The following is an 18,555-nucleotide window of genomic DNA, read 5'->3' on the forward strand; positions in this document are numbered from 1 at the left end:
ATCCTTGCAGCAGTCTTGCCAGCGCTGTGTGGCGTCCAGCAGCAGGTTTTCGTCAGTATTCGCGGGCGGTAGCAGGCGTGATACTCCGAAGTCGTTCAGATTGACGTCTGGGGTGTCGGTCATGATGGCGGCTCATTCATAAAAAACGATTAGAGAGCGATCGCCATAACCGGTGGTGGGATATAACTATCGGACGACCGTTGAGCGGCCTTCATCAAACTGTCATGCAACCGTGGCAGCACGCTTGAACAAACTTCATCAAACTCGCGCTCCACTGGGGTTCTGTGTGTTGGTGTTTTTCATGCGCGTGTTGTGTTTACTGGCCGCTCTCTTATTCGGCCTGCCGTCTTTTGCGGCGTCTCGATGTGATGTCAATGTTCCGACCCAAACGGTCGACCTGGAGCAGGTGAGCATCGCCTACCAGAGTATCGGCCGTACCTCCGACCCGGCCTTGCTGCTGGTGATGGGGCTGGGCGGGCAATTGATCCACTGGCCGGATGAAGTGGTCATGGCCCTGTGCGAACAAGGGTTTCGGGTCATCCGCTATGACAACCGTGACGTGGGCCTGTCCACTTGGCGCCAGGCTCCGGCCAGTGCCAACCTGACCTTTGAAGTGCTGCGCTACAAGCTCGGCCTGCCGGTGGCGGCGCCCTATACGTTGACGGATATGGCCGACGACGCCCTGGGCTTGATGGATGCGCTGCAGGTTCGCCAATTTCACGTACTGGGCGCGAGCATGGGCGGCATGATCGCCCAGCATCTGGCGGCGATGGCGCCGCAGCGGGTGGAAAGCCTCACGCTGATCATGACCAGTTCCGGCGCCGAAGGCTTGCCCGCCCCGAACGCTGCGCTGGTGCAGTTATTGTCGCGACGCAGTGCGCCGAATCGTGAGGTGGCGCTTGAACAACAGGCTGATTTGCTTGCGGCACTGGGCAGCCCGGATGTGAAGGATGATCGCCAGGCCCTCTTGCGCCAGGCCGCACAGTCCTATGACCGCGCCTTCAACCCCGAAGGCGTCAAGCGCCAGATCATGGCGATCCTCGCCGAACCGAGCCGCGTGCCGTTGCTCAACCAACTGCGCGTGCCGACCCTGGTGGTGCACGGCACCGCCGACCCGCTATTGCCGGTGATGCATGGCGTTCATTTGGCTGCGCATATCCGGGGTAGCCAGTTGAAGTTGATTCCGGGCCTGGCCCACCGATTTCAGGAAGTATTCAAGGCGCCCCTGCTGGCGGCGGTGCTGCCTTACCTGCAAGCCCATCGCGATGATGCGGCGCACTGGGCGCGGGTTGACGTGGGTGCGCCTTCGAAGCTGTTGTAAAGGTGGTGTATCGTGTGGCTTTTGCAGCGCATGAATGCCAGCGAGGTTGCCCACCATGAGTACTGCCCTGAAAATCGATTTCATCAGCGACGTGTCCTGCCCCTGGTGCATCATCGGCTTGCGCGGCCTGACCGAAGCCCTCGACCAGCTTGGCGCCGACGTGCAGGCCGAGATTCATTTCCAGCCGTTCGAACTGAACCCGAAGATGCCCCCTGAAGGGCAGAACATCGTTGAGCACATCACTGAAAAATACGGCTCCAGCGCCGAAGAGTCCCAGGCCAATCGTGCGCGTATCCGTGACATGGGCGCGGCGTTGGGCTTTGCCTTTCGCACCGACGGCCAGAGCCGCATCTACAATACCTTCGACGCGCACCGTCTGCTGCATTGGGCCGGGTTGGAAGGTTTGCAGTACAACCTCAAGGAAGCGCTGTTCAAGGCCTACTTCACCGACGGCCAGGACCCTTCCGACCACGCGACCCTGGCGATCATTGCCGAAAGCGTCGGCCTGGACCTCAAGCGCGCCGCCCAGATTCTTGCCTTTGATGAATATGCCGCCGAGGTGCGCGAACAGGAGAAATTGTGGATCACCCGCGGCGTGACCTCGGTGCCGACCATCGTGTTCAACGACCAGTATGCGGTCAGCGGTGGTCAGCCGGCCGAAGCCTTCGTTGGCGCGATTCGCCAGATCATCGAAGAAGCCAGGAAGTAACCGCCAGGCAAAGATCCAAGTGTGGGAGGGGGCTTGCCCCCGATAGCAGTATGTCAGCCAACGGATTGGTTGCTGACACACCGTAATCGGGGGCAAGCCCCCTCCCATATTTTTTGATCTGTGCAGGTTTGAATATCTCGCTGGCCCATCCCTTGCATTGACCCCTTAAAGCCCATCCGGCCTGCGGCTGGGCGCTGCCATTAGGGGTGAAACATTACCTTGAATATTCTTGACCTCGACCACAGCCTCACCGGTCAGGCGCCGATTGCCCGGCGGTTGGCCAGCGGCCGGGCAACGCGCCTCGATCTGCTGGACCTGGGCCCGAAACTGCGCCTGTGGTCCACCGAAAAAACCTGGAAACGTTTCGTCGAGCGCCTGGCCCAGCGGCCACGGCCCAGCGATGCGCGCCCTGAGATCCTGTTCGTCGGCTCCGGCGACTATCACCACCTCACGCCGGCGTTCCTGGCCGACCTGAAGGAGCCCGTCAGCCTTATCCACTTCGACAACCACCCCGACTGGGTGCGCTTTGCGCCCAAGCGTCACTGTGGTTCGTGGGTCAACCGTGCGCTGAAGATGCCGGCGATCAAACGCATCGTCACCCTCGGCCCGTGCAGCGATGACCTGCATAACCCGCAACTGCGCGGCGGTAACCTTGGCGCTCTCAAGCGCGGGCACTTGCAGTTGTTTCCCTGGCAGCACCCGCCGTCGAAAGTCTGGGGCCGGGTTGGCGACGGTGCCGGTCACCAGCAGCAGGAAAACCACCTGCACTGGCGCAACCTGGCGGAGCTGGACTGGGCAGCCTTCCTCGACCAGATGATCGCCAGCCTGCCTACCGAAGCGATCTGGATCACCCTCGACAAAGACGTGCTGGCCAGCGAAGACGCCGCCACCAATTGGGACCAGGGTGGCATGCGCCTGAGCCACTTGCTCCAGGCCCTGCGGGCGTTGGCGGCGCATAAACGCATCATTGGCATCGACGTGTGCGGCGAGTTTGCGGCGCCGGCCTTCAGCAACGCCTTCAAGCGCTGGGAGGCCAAGTCCGACCAGCCACCGCCCGAGCGTTGGAGCGCGCAGGATTTGCAGCGCAATGCGGCGACCAATGAAGCCCTGATCGACCTGTTTGAGGAGCTGTTCCCGTGACCCTGACCGTGGTGCTGTTGCTGGCGTTTTCCATTGTGCTCGATGTGATTGGCCAGTTGTGTTTCAAGCTGGGTGTGGACCGTTTACCGCAACTCGATGGCGGCTTTCGTCTGCGCGCGTTCTGGGGCCAGGTGTTCAATGCGCCGCTGCTCTGGGCCGGCGTCGGGGCCTATGTGATCGAGTTTTTCGTCTGGCTCGAAGCTTTGTCCCGTGCGCCGTTGAGCCTGCTGTTTCCGCTGGCGGCGTTGGCCTATTGCCTGGTGGTGCTGGCGGGCCGGGTAGTGCTCAAGGAAACCGTCAGCCGACGGCGTTGGCTGGGCACGCTGGTGATTACCCTGGGCGTGATGTTGGTGGCGATTGCGGGAGGCCAGGCATGAGTACGCAAACCCTCGATACGGGCTGGCTGCATGGGCGTTTCGGCACGTTGGTGCTGTGGGCGCTGTTGATCGCCACTGAAAGTGCCGGGCAGTTGTTTACCAAAGTGGCCGGTGATCAATTGGGCCAGATGGATTTCAGCTGGCAGTGGCTGACGCAGGTCGCGCACAACCCCGGGATCCTGGCGGCGATTGCCAGTTATCTCGGCGCATTTTTTGTGTGGATGCTGATCCTGCGGCGCAGCAGTTTGTCTTTGGCCTTTCCATTGAGTTCGCTGGTATTTGTGGCGGTGCTGCTGGGGTCCTGGCTGGGACTGGGGGAGCACATCAGCGTTTTGCACTGGGTGGGTGTGGCGGTGATTGTGGCGGGGATTGCGTTGTTGGCGGAGGGAGAAGAAAACTGACCGGACCGGTATGTCAGACTCGGTTCAAAATGTAGGAGGGGGCTTGCCCCCGATGAGGGCGTGTCAGTGAGTACATGTGCGACTGACCCACCGCTATCGGGGGCAAGCCCCCTCCCACATTTTGATCTCTATACATCAGGTGGATAAGGGGTGGCTTTTAATTGAAGGAGTAGCTGAGCGCCGTCTGCACCTGGCCCTGGTTGACGCTGCCGGCCTGCCTGACAATGCTGCTGTTGGCTGCCGAGCCGACCAGGTGGACCCAACTGGCGCTGGTCAGCAATGACCAGTGCGTTGCCAGCGGGAACGCGAAGCTCTGGCTCAGCGTCACGTTCTGCAAGCCACCGCTGGCGTTGTAAGGCCGAAAGCCCGTGGCGGCGGCTTCGTTGTTGTCCACGCCGAAGAAGGTATTGGCCTGGCGTGCATCGGCAAAATGCGCGACCAGCCCGGTGCTGCCGATAATCCCGCCACCCAGTGGATAGCCCAGTTCGCCGCCCAGTTTGCCGAGCGCGCCACTTTGCGTATGCCCACCGCCCACGGCCTGGCCCAACTGCGCGTAGACCCGCCAGAAATCGGCCGGAGCGTATTGGACGAACCCGCCGACCTCGGCCATGTCCGACACATTGCGCAGACCTTGCAGCGCGCCGTTGGATGTACGGCCCGACAGGTAATTGATGTACGGGCCGGCTGTGATGCCATGGGCGTTCAACGCGCTCCAGGTCAAGCCGTCATCGGTACTCAGGCTGACGTCGCCCCAGTCCAGGTCCAGATAGGGCACGGGGCGGGTTTCGTAGCGGCTGCCCGTCGGGTCATGGGGCTGGTAACTGAGACCGGCACCCACGTCGCCGCTGATGCCTTGTGCCCAGGCGGTACTGGAGATGCCGCACACCCCCAAAAAACTGGCGAATACAACGGACGTGAGTTTGGACATGGTGCGCTTTCCTGGTGAATTCATGCGCGCATGAACGCGCAGACCCCGGCTCCCACGCAAGCACTCATCTTGTTTGTAGCAAGCTACAAAAATTGTAGCTTGCCGAACACATATTCGCCCCAACCCCTGAGAAAGCCCCAGCCCCGCTGGGCTTTGGCCTGTTGGCACGCTCCCTGCTCTACCGGTAATGCAAGCGCATACAGCGCGCCTCTTTCCAAAGGTAGACGCAATGAACCAATGGCATATCGTGTGTGACTTCGACGGGACCATCACCCCTACCGATGTCATCGACAACGTCCTCCAACGCTTCGCCGGCCCCGAGTGGGAAACCATCGAACAGCAATGGCTGGATGGACATATCGGTTCACGCGAATGCCTGAGCCGCCAACTGGCGCTGATCAAGGCCACCCCCAGTGAACTGCTGGCGTATTTCGACAGCGTCGAGATTGACCCGGACTTCCCGGATTTCATCGATCACGTCATGGACCTGGGCGCGACCCTCGAAGTGGTCAGCGACGGCATCGAGCAGGGCATCGCGCGCATTCTGTCGCGCAACTACGTGACCTTGCTGCCGATCCTCGCCAACCGCCTGCGCCAGGTCGACCAGAACAGCTGGCGCATCGACTTCCCGCACGCCAGTGATGCCTGCCGCGCCGCTTCCGGCAACTGCAAGTGCAAGTCCACACCGCGCAACAAGCGCGTGCTGGTGATCGGCGACGGTAAATCCGACATGTGCGTGGCCTCCACCGCCGACTTCGTGTTCGCCAAGGGCAGCCTCGCCGAGTATTGCGTCGCCCACCGCATTCCTCATGCGCGCTTCGACACCTTCGCCCAGGTGCCTGCCTTGCTGGCTCAACTGCCGCAAGGCATCGCCGCCAACGCCACCACGTTCAACACCTCTTTTGACACTCAGGAACTCTTCCATCATGTCTGATATCCGCATCGCCACCGCCGAAGACCAGATCCTTCTGGATAAAGAAGCCAAGTACTGCTCCTACGGCGACACCGTTCACTACATCGAGCCGCCGCGTATTTTCAGTCGCTGCGAAGGCTCCTACGTGTGGGACACCGAAGACCAGGCCTACCTCGACCTGCAGATGTGGTACTCGGCCGTCAACTTCGGTTATGCCAACCCGCGCCTGAACAATGCGCTGAAACAGCAGATCGACACCCTGCCGCAGATCGCCAGCCAGTACCTGCACAAAGGCAAGATCGAGCTGTCGGAAATGATCGCGGTCGACGCCAAGAAAAAATTCGGCCTCGACGGCCGCGTGCACTTCAACGTCGGCGGTTCGCAATCGATTGAAGACTCGTTGAAGGTGGTGCGCAACGCCAGCAACGGCAAGAGCCTGATGTTCGCCTTCGAAGGCGGCTACCACGGCCGTACGCTCGGTGCCTCGTCGATCACTTCCAGCTTCCGTTACCGTCGTCGCTACGGCCACTTTGGCGAGCGCGCCAACTTCATTCCGTTCCCGTATCACTTCCGCGGCCCGAAAGGCATGACCAAGGAAGAATACGGCAGCCACTGCGTGCAGCAGTTCGCGCGCTTGTTCGAGACCGAATACAACGGCGTCTGGGACCCGAAAACCAACCAGTGCGAATACGCGGCGTTCTATGTGGAGCCGATCCAGGGCACCGGCGGCTACGTGATCCCGCCGATGAACTTCTATCGCGAACTCAAGCACGTCCTGGACCAGCACGGCATCCTGATGGTCTCGGATGAAATCCAGATGGGCTTCTACCGCACCGGCAAACTCTGGTCGATCGAGCACTTCGACGTGCAGCCGGACGTGATCGTGTTCGGCAAGGCGCTGACCAACGGCCTCAACCCGCTGGGCGGCATCTGGGCCCGTGAAGAGCTGATCAACCCGAAGGTGTTCCCGCCAGGTTCGACCCACTCTACCTTCGCCTCCAATCCGTTGGGCACGGCGGTGGGCCTGGAGATGTTCAAGATGACCAACGAAGTCGATTACGGCGCGATGGTCATGGCCAAGGGCAAATACTTCCTCGAAGGCCTGCAGGATTTGCAGAAGCGTTTCCCGATCATCGGCGACGTCGACGGCCTGGGCCTGGCGCTGCGCTGCGAAATCTGCGGGCCGGATGGCTTCACCCCGGACAAGGCGACCCTGGACTACATGGTCGAGGAAGGCATGAAAGGCGACATGGTGGTGGATGGCCAGAAACTCGGCCTGATCCTCGACGTGGGCGGTTACTACAAGAACGTGATCACCCTGGCACCGTCCCTGGAAATCAGCTACCCGGAAATCGACCTGGGCCTGAAGCTGCTCGAGCAACTGCTGGTGCGAGCGACCAACCGGTGAACAGCGCTGTTCTAAATAGCCAAGGGATCGACCTCGGTGAAGGCGATGCCGGCTTCGTTCTCGGTGAGGGGCCGGTCGGGATCCTGTTGATCCATGGCCTGACCGGCACTCCGACGGAATTGCGCCAGGTCGCCAAGGGGCTGGTCAAGGCGGGCAACTGCACGGTGTACGTGCCCACCCTGGCCGGGCACTGCGGCGATAACAGCGACCTGCAGGCCACCGGCTGGCGCGACTGGTACGAAGGGGTGCGCAAGACCTTCGTACAGGTCAAGCGGCGTCACGCGCAGGTGTTCGTCGGCGGCTTGTCCATGGGCGCGGTGATGTCGATGTACGTGGCGGCCGAGCACCCGGGGCAGGTCGCCGGGCTGCTGATGTATTCCACCACCTTGAAGTACGACGGCTGGAGCATCAACAAGCTGGCCTTTCTCACGCCGTTGCTGATGAAGATTCCGTTCGGCGTGCACGTTTGCAGCTTCGAAGAAAAGCCGCCCTATGGCATCAAGAACCAACGCCTGCGGGCCATCGTCGAGCGGCAGATGAAGGAGGGCGAGACCAGCGAGGCGGGGCTGTTGACCATGGAAGGCATCACCGTGCGCGAGTTGCATCGCCTCAACGCCGTGGTCAAGAAACGCATGCCGGCTATCAAGACACCGGCGCTGGTGTTGCACTCCATCGAGGACGATATCACCAGCCGTTGGAACGCCGATTACGTGGAGCGCCACCTCGGTGGCCCGGTGACCAAAATCCTGCTGGATAACTGCTATCACATGATTACCGTCGACCTGCAATACCGCCGTGTGATCGAGTTGAGCGCCGAGTTCGTCGAGCGGCATTCGATGCATCTCAATCGTGTGGCCTGATGCGCTTACCTGTAGGCGCGAGCTTGCTCGCGACGGTCGTTCGCGATAACGCGTAGCCAGGCTGAACGCGTTCTCTGCGCGATTTTCGCGAGCAAGCTCGCTCCTACAGTGGGGGCGGTGTTGATAAGGAAAAACTGTGATAACCACCCAAGCCTACCCGACCATCCGGGCTATCCAGCGCGATGCCTGGAATGACTGTTTCCCCGGTGCCCTGGAGGACTGGGACTACTACCTGGCCGTGGAAAACGCCGCGATCGATGACTTCCAGTGGCGCTATCTGGCCGTCTACGAAGATCAAGCGCTGGTGGCCGTGGCGCCCGCGTTCATTACCCATTATCGCCTCGACACCACGGTGTCCGGAGCCGGCAAGCGCTTGACCGAGCGCTTGCAACGCCTGTGGCCGGGTGCCTTGCAGTTGGCCCTGTACGCGATCGGCTCGCCGGTGGCCGAGCGGTGTGACGCGGGGATCGCCAGCCACGTGCGCGCGGGGAGCAGGCCCCTGTTGCTTCAGCAATTGCTCATCGCCGCGCGGCGCGATGCCGACGGGTTCGGCATCGGCCTGCTGGCGGTCAAGGACGCACCGACCAACGATGCGCACTGGGCCGAGAGTTGTCGCGCCGCAGGCTTTCAAAGCATGCCGAGCCTGCCCTCCGGCGTGCTGCCGGTGCCCTATGGTTCGGTGGAGGCTTACCTGGGCTCGTTGGGCAAATCCACGCGCAAAGACCTGCGCCGCAAACTGCGTGCGCCGGGGCCACGGGTGGAGTGGCGACACAACATCGATGATGTGCTGCCCGAGGTCATGCGCCTCTATGAAGCCACGCTCACGCGCGCGGACTTGCAGTTCGAACGCCTGCCCGCCGGTTACTTCACGGGGATTCTTGAGCAACTGCAAGCGCGTGCGGTGTGTGTTCTTTACTGGGTGGACGAGCACCTGGTGGCGTTCAACCTGATCCTGCTCGACGAGCATCGGCTGATCGACAAGTTTTTCGGGCATGACATCGCGTTCAGCCGTGAATACAACTTGTACTTTCGCAGTTGGCTGACCAATGTCGACTACTGTATTCAACACAATATTGCGCTGTACGAATGCGGCCAGGCCGGTTATGCCAGTAAACTGCGCCTGGGTTGCGAGTTCCAGGGCAACAGCCTGTTTTTCCGCCACCGCAATCGGCTGGTCAACAGCCTGCTCAAGCTTGTAAAACTGTTTATCCGACCGGACCGTTCCGACCCTGCCATGGCTGCTGCGATAAGCGAAACCTGATGATTACCAAGACCCGCCAGAAAGCCCGCCCCTTTGCCATTTCGCGCTGGAGCGTGCAGCGCAAGCTGGTGCTGGCCTTCTGGCTGGTCAGCGTGATTCCGACCATGATCGCGGCGGAACTGGCCGCCACCACGCTGTCGCAGATTTTCGACAGCAACGTGCGTATCTGGCTGCAGGAGTCGACCAAGATCGTCAAGGACGAGATCGGCGACATCCTTCACGATAACGCGCGCATGGCCAAGCTGTTCCTGCGCTACACCAGCCCACCCTCATCCAGGCAGGCTGAACGGCATGACCAGCTGACCGCCGACATCGCCAGCGCCACCGACATCGATGTGGTGGCACTGATTCGTACCAGCGACCGCAAGGTGCTGTTCAGCACCGCCGCCGACGATATCGTCAAGCAAATCAGCCTGACCAGCAATGCGGTGCTGCAGACCGTACAGGTGGCCGGCGTGAGCACAGGCCTGGTGGTGTCGACCTTCGAGACCACCCGCGATGGGGTCGATTATCTGCTGCTGGTAGCGACTTACCTGGACAGCAGTTTCCTCACCAGCGTGGCCGATGTGCATTCCCTCGACCTGCGTTTGTACCTGGCCAACCCGGCGGGTTTTTCCGAGATATTCTCGACTCAGCGCTTTGAAAATCACCCGTCGCGCATTCCCAAAGACGTCGAAGCCGAGCTGCGCAGCACCCGGCAGCCGAGCGAGCAGTTCACCAATCAGTACAGCGGCTTGTACTGGCCGATATTCAACGACGCCGGCGAGCTGCAAGGCGTGATCTTCAGCGGCCTGCTGCGCCACACGAGCCTGGTGGGGCTGGTGAACCAGAGCAATTTGTTCGTGCTGATTTTCCTCGTCAGCTCGGCGCTGTCGCTGGCTGCGGGCATGTGGGTGTCGCGACGCCTGACCCAGCCGCTGCGCGACTTGTCCCAGGGCGTGAATGCGGTGATCTCCGGCAACTACACTCACCGCGTGGTGGTCAGCGGCGGCGACGAGCTGGCGCAACTGAGCAGCACGTTCAACCACATGACTGAACGGCTGGGCGAATTGCATCATCTGGAAGCCCAGCTACGCCGGCGTGATCGCCTGCATGCCCTGGGTGAAGTCGCCATGGGCCTGGCCCATGAAATCCGCAACCCATTGGGCATCATCAAGACCGCCACCCAACTGTTGCACCGTCGCGCCGACCTGCCGGACACCGACAAGCGCCACCTGGAGTACGTCATCAGCGAGGTCAGCCGGATCAACGAACTGATCACCGAATTCCTCGATTTCGCCAAGCCCAATCCGCCGATGCGCGTCCTGCAACCGGCACGCGCGCTGGTGGAGGAAATCCTCGGTTTCTGCGGCCCGGAGTTGAGTACCCACAACATCGACGCCCAGATTGACGACCAGGCGCCCGACGCCACGATCTACGCGGACGCCAAGCAGCTCAAGCAGGCCTGTCTCAACCTGATTCTCAACGCCATCGACGCGATGCCCGAAGGCGGGCGCCTCACCCTGGGTATCCGCAGCGCGGGCGACAATACCGTGATCAGCATCGCCGATACCGGCGAGGGCATCCCGGCGGGTATGGTCGAGCGCATCTTCACTCCGTTTGTCACCACCAAGGCCTCGGGCACCGGCCTGGGTCTGGCCAAAGTCTATTCGATCATGGAAAGTCACGACGCCAGCATCGAGTGCGTCACCGAGAAAGATGCTGGCGCCACCTTCAACCTGTACATTCCAGCTAACGGTGAAGACGACGGCGAGGGTGAGGACGGGCATGACGCATAACGTATTGGTGGTCGACGACGAGCCCAAGCTCTGTGACCTGCTGTCGTCCGCCCTGGGCCAGAACGGCATCCAGGTGTTCACGGCCGGCAATGGCCTGCATGCGCTCAAAGTGCTGGAGCAGGAGGACATCGACCTCGTCATCAGCGACTGGCGCATGCCGGGCATGGACGGGCCGGCGTTGCTGGCCGAGATCAAGCAGCGTTATCCAAACGTGCCGGTGATCGTGATGACGGCCTACAGCACGGTGAAAAATGCCGTGCAGTCGATGCGCAATGGCGCCTACGACTACATCGCCAAGCCGTTCGATATCGACGAGCTCGACATCACCGTGGCCAAGGCCCTGCAGTTTCGCGACATCATGCGCGATAACGCACGCCTGCGCGCCGAGCTGGATGAACACGCCCAGTTCGACAGCCTGGTGGGCGACAGCCCGGCGTTTCGCAAAGTGCTGCAAGCGGTGGACTCGGTGCGCGACAGCAGCGCAACCATCCTGCTGACCGGCGAAAGCGGTACCGGCAAGGAAATGGTCGCCCGCGCCATTCACAAGCACGGCAGCCGTGCCGACCAGCCGTTCGTGGCGGTCAATTGCGCGGCGATTCCTGAGGGTTTGCTGGAAAGCGAGATGTTCGGTCATCGCAAAGGCGCGTTCACCGGCGCCGTGGCCGACCGGGTAGGGCGCTTCATGCAGGCCGACAAGGGCACGCTGTTCCTTGATGAAGTTGGTGATATGCCGTTGGCCTTGCAGGCCAAGATCCTGCGCGCCTTGCAGGAACGGGTCATCGAACCGGTGGGCGATCCCCGTGAGCGCAAGGTGGACGTGCGGGTGATCGCCGCCACCAACAAGAACCTGCTGGACGCAGTGGCCAACAAGGAGTTTCGCGAAGACCTGTATTACCGCCTGAATGTCTTCCCGATTCCTCTGCCGGCCCTGCGCGAGCGTGTGGAAGATATCGCGCCCCTGGCCCGGCATTTCGCTCGCACCCTCAGCGCGACCGCCGGCAAACGCATCAGCGGGTTCAGCCCCGAAGCCTTGCAGGCCATGGCGGCGTATCACTGGCCGGGCAATATCCGCGAGCTGCAAAATTGCGTGGAGCGGGCGACCATCGTGGCGGCGTCGCCGGTGATCGAAGATATTGATTTGCCGGGGTATCTGTTCGCCTCCAGGCCCGCCGAGGCTGGCGCGGCGGCAATCCTGAGTGATGGGCCGGGTGTACCGCAGGACCTGGATGCGGCGCTGGCGGAGGTGGAGAAGGCATATATTCTGGCGGCCTTGCAAGAAAGCAACGGGGTACAGGCTGCGGCTGCGGCGAAGATCGGGATCTCGGAGAGGAGCTTCTGGTATCGCCTGAAGAAGCTCGGCATCCAAGTCGACAAAATAGTCCGCTGACACAGCATGGTTAACATGTGGGAGGGGGCTTGCCCCCGATAGCGGTGGGTCAGTCACCTTATCTTTAACTGATCCACCGCTATCGGGGGCAAGCCCCCTCCCACATTTGGACTGTGGTGTGTCAGGTGTGGACGCGTACCCACACGCTGACCAGCACCGTTGCCGCCATCAACCAAGCGACTGCCGCGACTGCCAGCGACGCTTCCAACCGCATCCGATCCACCATCACATACAACGTCGCCAGATACACAAAGTACGGAATGATCGACCACATCCCGAACAGTATCGTGGTTTTCAGGTCCTCCACCGAGCGGCCCTTGCCGACGATGTAGTGAGCAATCAGCGCAAAGGTGGGAAACAGCGGCACCAGGCCTGCGATGTAATAATTTTTGGTCTTGGCCAGCGCCGCCAATATCAGCACTACCGCCGCGCCAAGCGCGGCTTTCAAGAATAGAGCCATCAGTGACTCAACCCGTATTTCTTGACCTTGTCGAACAGCGTGGTCTTGGCCATCCCCAGTTCCTGGCTGGCCTGGGTCAGGTTGCCGCCGCTGCGTTGCAGGGCATCGTTGAGCAGGTTGCGCTCGAAGGCTTCCACCGCCTCGGTGAAGGCCAGGCCTTGGGTGCTGCCGCCCGTGCCGCTTTTCTTGAACGCGGGCAGGCCCAGGGCGAAGCGTTCGGCGACGTTGCGCAGTTCGCGCACGTTGCCCGGCCAGTCGTGGCTCATCAGGCTCGACAGCGTCTGGTTGTCCAGCTCCGGCGCGGTGCGATCGAAGCGCAGTGAGGATTGCTGCAGGAAGTGTTCGAACAACTGCAGGATGTCTTCACGGCGCTCGCGCAGGGGCGGCAGTTCCAGGGTGACCACATTGAGCCGGTAGTACAGGTCGCTGCGGAATTGGCTGGCGCGGCTCAGTTCGTCGAGGTCGGACTTGGTGGCGGCAATCACCCGGCAGTCTACGGCCACGCTCTGGTTCGAACCCAGGCGCTCGAGGGTACGTTCCTGCAGCACCCGCAGCAGTTTGATCTGCAGGTTGATCGGCATGCTTTCCACTTCGTCGAGAAACAGCGTGCCCTCATGGGCGTGCTCGATCTTGCCGATGCGGCGCTTGCCGGCGCCCGTGAAGGCGTTGGCTTCGTGGCCGAATATCTCGCTTTCGAACAGGTTCTCCGGCAGCCCACCGCAGTTCAGTGCGACGAACGGATGGGAATGGCGCCGGCTGAAATCATGCAGGCAACGCGCGACCAACTCCTTGCCGGTGCCGGTTTCGCCTTCGATCAGCACGTTGGCCGAGGTGTCGGCGACGTTGGCGATCAGTTCGCGCAGGTTCTGCATCGCCGGCGAACGCCCGATGATGCGACCCTCCAGTGAGTCGCGCTCGGCCAGCTGGCGGCGCAGCGACCAGACTTCCCGCGCCAGTGCGCGCTGCTCCAGGGCGCGACGGGCAACATCCACCAGGCGCTCGGGGGAGAAGGGTTTTTCCATGAAGTCGTAGGCGCCGTTGCGCATGGCGCCGACGGCCATGGAGATGTCGCCATGCCCGGTGATCAGCACCACCGGCAGGCTTTTATCCAGCGCCTTGAGGCGGGTCAGCAGCTCCAGCCCATCGATGCCCGGCAGGCGGATATCGCTGATGACAATGCCGGCGAAGTTCTCGCCGATGTGCGTCAAGGCTTCTTCGGCGCTGCCCACGCCAACGCTGGGAATGTCTTCCAGCGCCAGGGCTTGCTGGCAACCCAGCAGCACATGGGGGTCATCTTCGACGATCAGGACAGTGAGGTCTTGGGCTTGCATATTCATGTCGACTCAACTTTTTCGGCGCCCGCCAACGGCAGGTTCAGGACAAACGCGGTACCACCACTGGCCGGATGTTCCACCGCCAGGCTACCGCCGGTGGCCGCCGCGAGGCTTGCAGACAAGGTAAGGCCCAGGCCCAGGCCTTGCTCGCCGGGTTTGGTGGTAAAGAACGGCTCGAACAGATGCTTGCGGGCCTCGGGATCGATGCCGTGGCCATTATCGCGCACCCTCAAGCGATATTTGCCCTCGGCGCTCTGGCCTTCGAGCCACAGTTGCGGCGCCGGTTGCGCCTGCATCGCGTCGAGGGCGTTGCCGATCAGGTTGACCAGAATCTGCTCCAGGCGCGTCTGGTCGATCTGCAATTGGGCATTGGCGAACTCACGGTGCACGGCCAGCGGCACGCTGTCCAGACGCGCGCCGAGCACCTGGAACGCGGCGTCCACGGCCTTGGCCAGGCTTGCCTCGCCCTGGTCGTCACCGCGCCGGGCAAACGAGCGCAGGCTGGCGGTGATGCGGCCCATGCGGTCGATCAGTTCGTTGATGGTCTTGAGGTTGGCGCTCGCGGTGTCCAGGGCCCCGCGTTCGAGGAAGCGCACGGTGTTGCCGGACAAGGTGCGCAGCGCGGCCAGGGGTTGGTTCAATTCGTGGGCGATGCTGGTGGACATCTGGCCGATCGCCGCGAGTTTGCCGGCCTGCACCAGCTCGTCCTGGGCGTGGCGCAAGGTCTCTTCGGCCTGGCGCCGTTCGCGGATCTGGCCCTTGAGGCGATCGTTGCTGGCGCGCAGGTCGGCGGTGCGTTCGGCAATCCGTCGCTCCAACTGGCTGTTGGCTTCCTGCAGGGCTTCCCGCGCGGCGAGGCGGGTGGCGATGACCTTGCGCCGCTCGTTCCAGGCAATCAGCAAAAACGCGACCAGGCCGAACGCGACGGCGACCAGAATGCCCTGGTTGATCGCGGCGCGGCGCAGCTCATTGAGCGGGGTGAGCAGGGTGAAATTCCACGGCGTGTCGTTCAAGGGACGGGTTTGCGCCAGGTAGCTGACTTCGTGCTTGTCGCTGACCACTTCGCTGTTGGCCGGGAAGGTCAGCTTTTCGCTGCCTTCGTTCAAGCGCTCGCGGGCCAGGGGTTCCAGCGCGTTCAGGGTCGCCCAGTAATATTGCAGGCTGTGAGCCAGTCGGTCCCTGGTGTCATCGCTCAGGGGGCGCACCGCCTTGAGGCGGCGGGCCGGGTCGCTGGACAGGATAATGATGCCGTTTTCGTCGCTGACAAAAGCTTCGAGGCGCGCGCGCTGCCAGCGTTCCTCAAGCGCTTCCAGGCGGACCTTGACCACGGCGACGCCGATGATCTTGCCGTGCTCTTCCAGGCCGTGGGCCAGGTAATAGCCGGGTTCGCCGTTGGTGCTGCCGATGCCGTAGAAACGACCGGGTTGGCCGCGTACGGCGTTCTGGAAATAGGCGCGAAAGGACAGGTCTTCACCCTGGTAACTGTCGGCGTCGCGCCAGTTACTGGTGGCCAGCACCCGACCGGTCGTGTCCATGACGTAGATGGCTCGGCTGCGGCTGCGGCGGTTCAGGCCTTCGAGGTAATCGTTGACGGTCTTGCGGGTTTCCTGGTTGGGATTGGCCAGGAGCAGGGAAACACTGGATTCCAGCTCGAGCAGGCTGGGGAGGTAGGTGTACTTGCTCAGTTCGCTTTCGACGGTGCGGGCATGCAGCTCCAGCTGGCGTCCGCCATTGTCGCTGAGGGTGCGGATGCCGTAGTACTCACTGACCCAGAAGCCGATATAACCCAGGCCGATCATCAGGGCGATGATCAACGGCGGCAGGAACAGTTGGCGTATCAGACGAGGCTTCACGGCAAGTGATGGCGGCGCGGCGCGATATTGAGTGGGGTCGCATTTCATCACAGATGCCTTGGGTCAACCAGCGCTGCCAGCCTGTGCAGTCCAGTGTGGGAGGGGGCTTGCCCCTGATAGCAGTGTGTCAGTCGGTACATCTGTTACTGATCCACCGCTATCGGGGGCAAGCCCCCTCCCACATTGACCACTGTTTCTACAGTGGAAGCGGTTTATTGCTTAGTGCTGCAGGATTTTCTCAAGGAAGTGCTGTGCACGTTCGGAGCGGGCGCTGATGTCGCCGAAGAACTCTTCTTTCGGGCAGTCTTCGATGATCTTGCCGGCGTCCATGAAGATCACGCGGTCGGCCACTTTGCGCGCAAAGCCCATTTCGTGGGTCACGCACATCATGGTCATGCCTTCATGGGCCAGTTGCACCATCACGTCGAGCACTTCGTTGACCATTTCCGGGTCCAGCGCCGAGGTCGGCTCGTCGAACAGCATGACGATCGGGTCCATGGCCAGGGCGCGGGCAATCGCCACACGTTGCTGCTGGCCGCCGGAGAGTTGGCCAGGATGTTTGTGGGCGTGTGCCGACAGGCCCACGCGCTCAAGCAGTTGCAGACCCTTCTGGGTGGCTTCTTCCTTGCTGCGGCCCAGCACCTTGATCTGCGCGATGGTCAGGTTTTCGGTGATGGTCAGGTGCGGGAACAACTCGAAGTGCTGGAACACCATGCCCACGCGCGAGCGCAGTTTCGGCAGGTTGGTCTTCGGGTCGGCAATCGAGGTGCCGTCCACGACTACGTCGCCCTTCTGGAACGGTTCCAGCGCGTTGACGCACTTGATCAGGGTCGATTTGCCCGAGCCCGACGGCCCGCACACCACGATCACTTCACCTTTTTTAACCTCGGTGCTGCAGTCGGTCAGCACCTGGAAGTCGCCATACCACTTGTTGATGTTCTTGATAGAGATCATACGGCAAACCTTTTTTGCAGACGCTTGACCAGCAGCGAGGCGGAAAAGCTGATGATGAAGTAGACGACACCGGCGAAGATCAGGAACTCATTGGAGCGGCCGATGATGTCGCCGTTGGAGCGGGCGGAGTTGAGGAAATCCACCAGGCCCACGGTGTAGACCAGCGAAGTGTCCTGGAACAGGATGATCGACTGTTGCAGCAGCAACGGCGTCATCTTGCGGAACGCCTGGGGCAGGATGATCAGGCGCATGGTCTGGCCGTAGGTCATGCCCATTGCCTGAGCGGCGGCCATCTGTCCCTTGGGGATCGACTGCACACCGGCCCGTACGATTTCACAGAAGTACGCGGCTTCGAACATCATGAACGCCACGACGCAGGAGGTGAACGCGCCGATCGGCGTGTCTTCGCCGGTGATCCAGCGCAGCACGAACGGCACCGCCAGGTAGAACCAGGTGATGACCAGCAGCAGCGGGATCGAACGGAAGTAGTTCACATAGGCGCCGGCCACGCGGGACAACAGCTTGCTGGACGACAGGCGCATCAGCGCGAGGATCGTGCCCAGGACGATGCCGCCGACCACGCCCATGACCATCAACTGCAAGGTCATGACCATGCCGTTCCACAGGCCCGGGATCGCGGGGATGATGCCGCTGAAATCGAAGTCCATTATTTACCCCCCACGGAGATCAGGCCGGGCACTGCGACTTTCTTCTCGACCACGCGCATCAGCAGCATCAGGCTCATGTTCAGGGTGAAGTAGATCAGCGTGGCCAGGGTGAAGGCTTCAAACAGGTTGGCCGAAAACTCGGCGGTCTGCTTGGTTTGCGCCAGCAGTTCCATCAAGCCGATCAAGGACGCCACGGAGGAGTTCTTGAACACGTTGAGGAATTCCGAGGTAAGCGGCGGGATGATGATGCGATAAGCCTGGGGCAGCAGCACGTTCCAGTAGATCTGCGGCAGCTTGAAGCCCATGGCGCGGGCTGCGGCTTCCTGGCCACGGGGCAGCGCCTGGATGCCGGTGCGCACTTGTTCACACACACGGGCGGCGGTGAACAGGCCCAGGCATACGACGACGCTCAGGTAGGCCGAGGTGGTCGGGTTGAGGTCTTGCTTGTACCAGTCCTGCAGGTTCTGCGGCAGCAGGTCGGGTACCAGGAAGTACCAGATAAACAGCTGAACCAGCAGCGGCACGTTACGAAACAGTTCCACGTAGCAGGTCGCGATGCCCGATACGAGGCGGTTCGGTACGGTGCGCATGACCCCCAGAATGGAGCCCAGCAACAAGGCGATAATCCATGCCACGACAGCGATGGCGATGGTCCAGCCCAGGCCGGCGATGTACCAGTCGAGATAGGTCTCGCTGCCAACGCCGGTGGACTTGAAGAACACGCCCCAGTCCCAGTTGTAATTCATTAGGGTCTCCCCCGAAATCGATCGATGTACAAGCACCCGCTTGGGGAATGCCATTTC

Annotated in this window: 18 protein-coding genes; 11 read left to right on the top strand and 7 right to left on the bottom strand. The window is 61.8% G+C overall.

The features are described from left to right. Positions 1 to 301 precede the first annotated feature (301 nt). From BFQ04_RS16905 to BFQ04_RS16925, 5 genes are all read left to right on the top strand, one after another. Positions 302 to 1,321 (top strand): alpha/beta fold hydrolase, encoded by a 1,020-nt coding sequence (locus BFQ04_RS16905; RefSeq protein ID WP_065951990.1) that lies wholly within the window; start codon positions 302 to 304, stop codon positions 1,319 to 1,321. 55 nt (positions 1,322 to 1,376) lie between these two features. Further along, entirely contained in the window at positions 1,377 to 2,030 is a 654-nt protein-coding gene (locus BFQ04_RS16910; RefSeq protein ID WP_065951789.1) for a DsbA family oxidoreductase, read from the top strand. 219 nt (positions 2,031 to 2,249) lie between these two features. Continuing rightward, positions 2,250 to 3,170 carry an arginase gene (locus BFQ04_RS16915; protein WP_065951790.1) on the top strand — a complete coding sequence of 307 codons (921 nt, stop codon included), beginning with the start codon at positions 2,250 to 2,252 and terminating at the stop codon, positions 3,168 to 3,170. Continuing rightward, entirely contained in the window at positions 3,167 to 3,547 is a 381-nt protein-coding gene (locus BFQ04_RS16920) for an EamA family transporter (RefSeq protein WP_065951791.1), read from the top strand. Before BFQ04_RS16915 ends, BFQ04_RS16920 begins: the two co-directional genes overlap by 4 nt. Further along, positions 3,544 to 3,948, top strand: a complete 405-nt coding sequence (locus BFQ04_RS16925) for an EamA family transporter (RefSeq protein WP_065951792.1) — start codon at positions 3,544 to 3,546, stop codon at positions 3,946 to 3,948. The genes BFQ04_RS16920 and BFQ04_RS16925 overlap by 4 nt, the downstream gene beginning before the upstream one ends. Before the next feature lie 157 nt (positions 3,949 to 4,105). Here BFQ04_RS16925 and BFQ04_RS16930 read toward each other — a convergent pair whose 3' ends face one another. Beyond that, on the bottom strand, positions 4,106 to 4,876 hold the full coding sequence (locus BFQ04_RS16930) for a MipA/OmpV family protein (RefSeq protein ID WP_065951793.1): 771 nt from the start codon (positions 4,874 to 4,876) through the stop codon (positions 4,106 to 4,108). 229 nt (positions 4,877 to 5,105) lie between these two features. On the opposite strand from BFQ04_RS16930, the gene BFQ04_RS16935 reads away from it, so the two are divergent. The 6 genes from BFQ04_RS16935 to BFQ04_RS16960 all read left to right on the top strand — a co-directional run bounded on the left by BFQ04_RS16935 (position 5,106) and on the right by BFQ04_RS16960 (position 12,483). After that, positions 5,106 to 5,810 carry an MtnX-like HAD-IB family phosphatase gene (locus BFQ04_RS16935; protein ID WP_065951794.1) on the top strand — a complete coding sequence of 235 codons (705 nt, stop codon included), beginning with the start codon at positions 5,106 to 5,108 and terminating at the stop codon, positions 5,808 to 5,810. Then, positions 5,803 to 7,197, top strand: coding sequence for an aspartate aminotransferase family protein (locus tag BFQ04_RS16940; protein ID WP_065951795.1), 1,395 nt, complete (start codon positions 5,803 to 5,805; stop codon positions 7,195 to 7,197). The genes BFQ04_RS16935 and BFQ04_RS16940 overlap by 8 nt, the downstream gene beginning before the upstream one ends. Continuing rightward, complete coding sequence (locus BFQ04_RS16945) at positions 7,194 to 8,057, top strand: alpha/beta hydrolase (RefSeq protein WP_065951796.1); 864 nt, start codon at positions 7,194 to 7,196, stop codon at positions 8,055 to 8,057. The genes BFQ04_RS16940 and BFQ04_RS16945 overlap by 4 nt, the downstream gene beginning before the upstream one ends. A gap of 136 nt (positions 8,058 to 8,193) precedes the next feature. Continuing rightward, positions 8,194 to 9,318 (top strand): GNAT family N-acetyltransferase, encoded by a 1,125-nt coding sequence (locus BFQ04_RS16950; RefSeq protein ID WP_065951797.1) that lies wholly within the window; start codon positions 8,194 to 8,196, stop codon positions 9,316 to 9,318. Next, positions 9,318 to 11,096 (top strand): sensor histidine kinase, encoded by a 1,779-nt coding sequence (locus BFQ04_RS16955; protein WP_065951798.1) that lies wholly within the window; start codon positions 9,318 to 9,320, stop codon positions 11,094 to 11,096. Before BFQ04_RS16950 ends, BFQ04_RS16955 begins: the two co-directional genes overlap by 1 nt. Further along, positions 11,086 to 12,483 (top strand): sigma-54-dependent transcriptional regulator, encoded by a 1,398-nt coding sequence (locus BFQ04_RS16960; protein WP_065951799.1) that lies wholly within the window; start codon positions 11,086 to 11,088, stop codon positions 12,481 to 12,483. The genes BFQ04_RS16955 and BFQ04_RS16960 overlap by 11 nt, the downstream gene beginning before the upstream one ends. A gap of 121 nt (positions 12,484 to 12,604) precedes the next feature. Here the strand turns inward: BFQ04_RS16960 and BFQ04_RS16965 are convergent, their stop codons facing one another. The 6 genes from BFQ04_RS16965 to BFQ04_RS16990 form a co-directional block, all read right to left on the bottom strand. After that, the gene (locus BFQ04_RS16965; RefSeq protein ID WP_065951800.1) at positions 12,605 to 12,943 is read right to left on the bottom strand and encodes a GlpM family protein; all 339 of its coding nucleotides are present in this window, start codon (positions 12,941 to 12,943) and stop codon (positions 12,605 to 12,607) included. Then, positions 12,943 to 14,280, bottom strand: coding sequence for a sigma-54-dependent transcriptional regulator (locus BFQ04_RS16970; protein ID WP_065951801.1), 1,338 nt, complete (start codon positions 14,278 to 14,280; stop codon positions 12,943 to 12,945). The genes BFQ04_RS16965 and BFQ04_RS16970 overlap by 1 nt, the downstream gene beginning before the upstream one ends. Next, entirely contained in the window at positions 14,277 to 16,178 is a 1,902-nt protein-coding gene (locus BFQ04_RS16975; protein ID WP_065951802.1) for a sensor histidine kinase, read from the bottom strand. The genes BFQ04_RS16970 and BFQ04_RS16975 overlap by 4 nt, the downstream gene beginning before the upstream one ends. Before the next feature lie 171 nt (positions 16,179 to 16,349). Beyond that, a complete protein-coding gene (locus BFQ04_RS16980) occupies positions 16,350 to 17,084 on the bottom strand; it encodes an amino acid ABC transporter ATP-binding protein (protein WP_065885987.1) in 735 nt (244 codons plus the stop codon). After that, on the bottom strand, positions 17,081 to 17,752 hold the full coding sequence (locus tag BFQ04_RS16985; RefSeq protein WP_025856886.1) for an amino acid ABC transporter permease: 672 nt from the start codon (positions 17,750 to 17,752) through the stop codon (positions 17,081 to 17,083). The genes BFQ04_RS16980 and BFQ04_RS16985 overlap by 4 nt, the downstream gene beginning before the upstream one ends. Beyond that, positions 17,752 to 18,498 (bottom strand): amino acid ABC transporter permease, encoded by a 747-nt coding sequence (locus BFQ04_RS16990; RefSeq protein ID WP_065951803.1) that lies wholly within the window; start codon positions 18,496 to 18,498, stop codon positions 17,752 to 17,754. The genes BFQ04_RS16985 and BFQ04_RS16990 overlap by 1 nt, the downstream gene beginning before the upstream one ends. Positions 18,499 to 18,555 lie beyond the last annotated feature (57 nt).

Origin of the sequence: Pseudomonas sp. 37 R 15 (genome assembly GCF_900004865.1) — a bacterium.
GTDB lineage: Bacteria > Pseudomonadota > Gammaproteobacteria > Pseudomonadales > Pseudomonadaceae > Aquipseudomonas > Aquipseudomonas fluorescens_AM.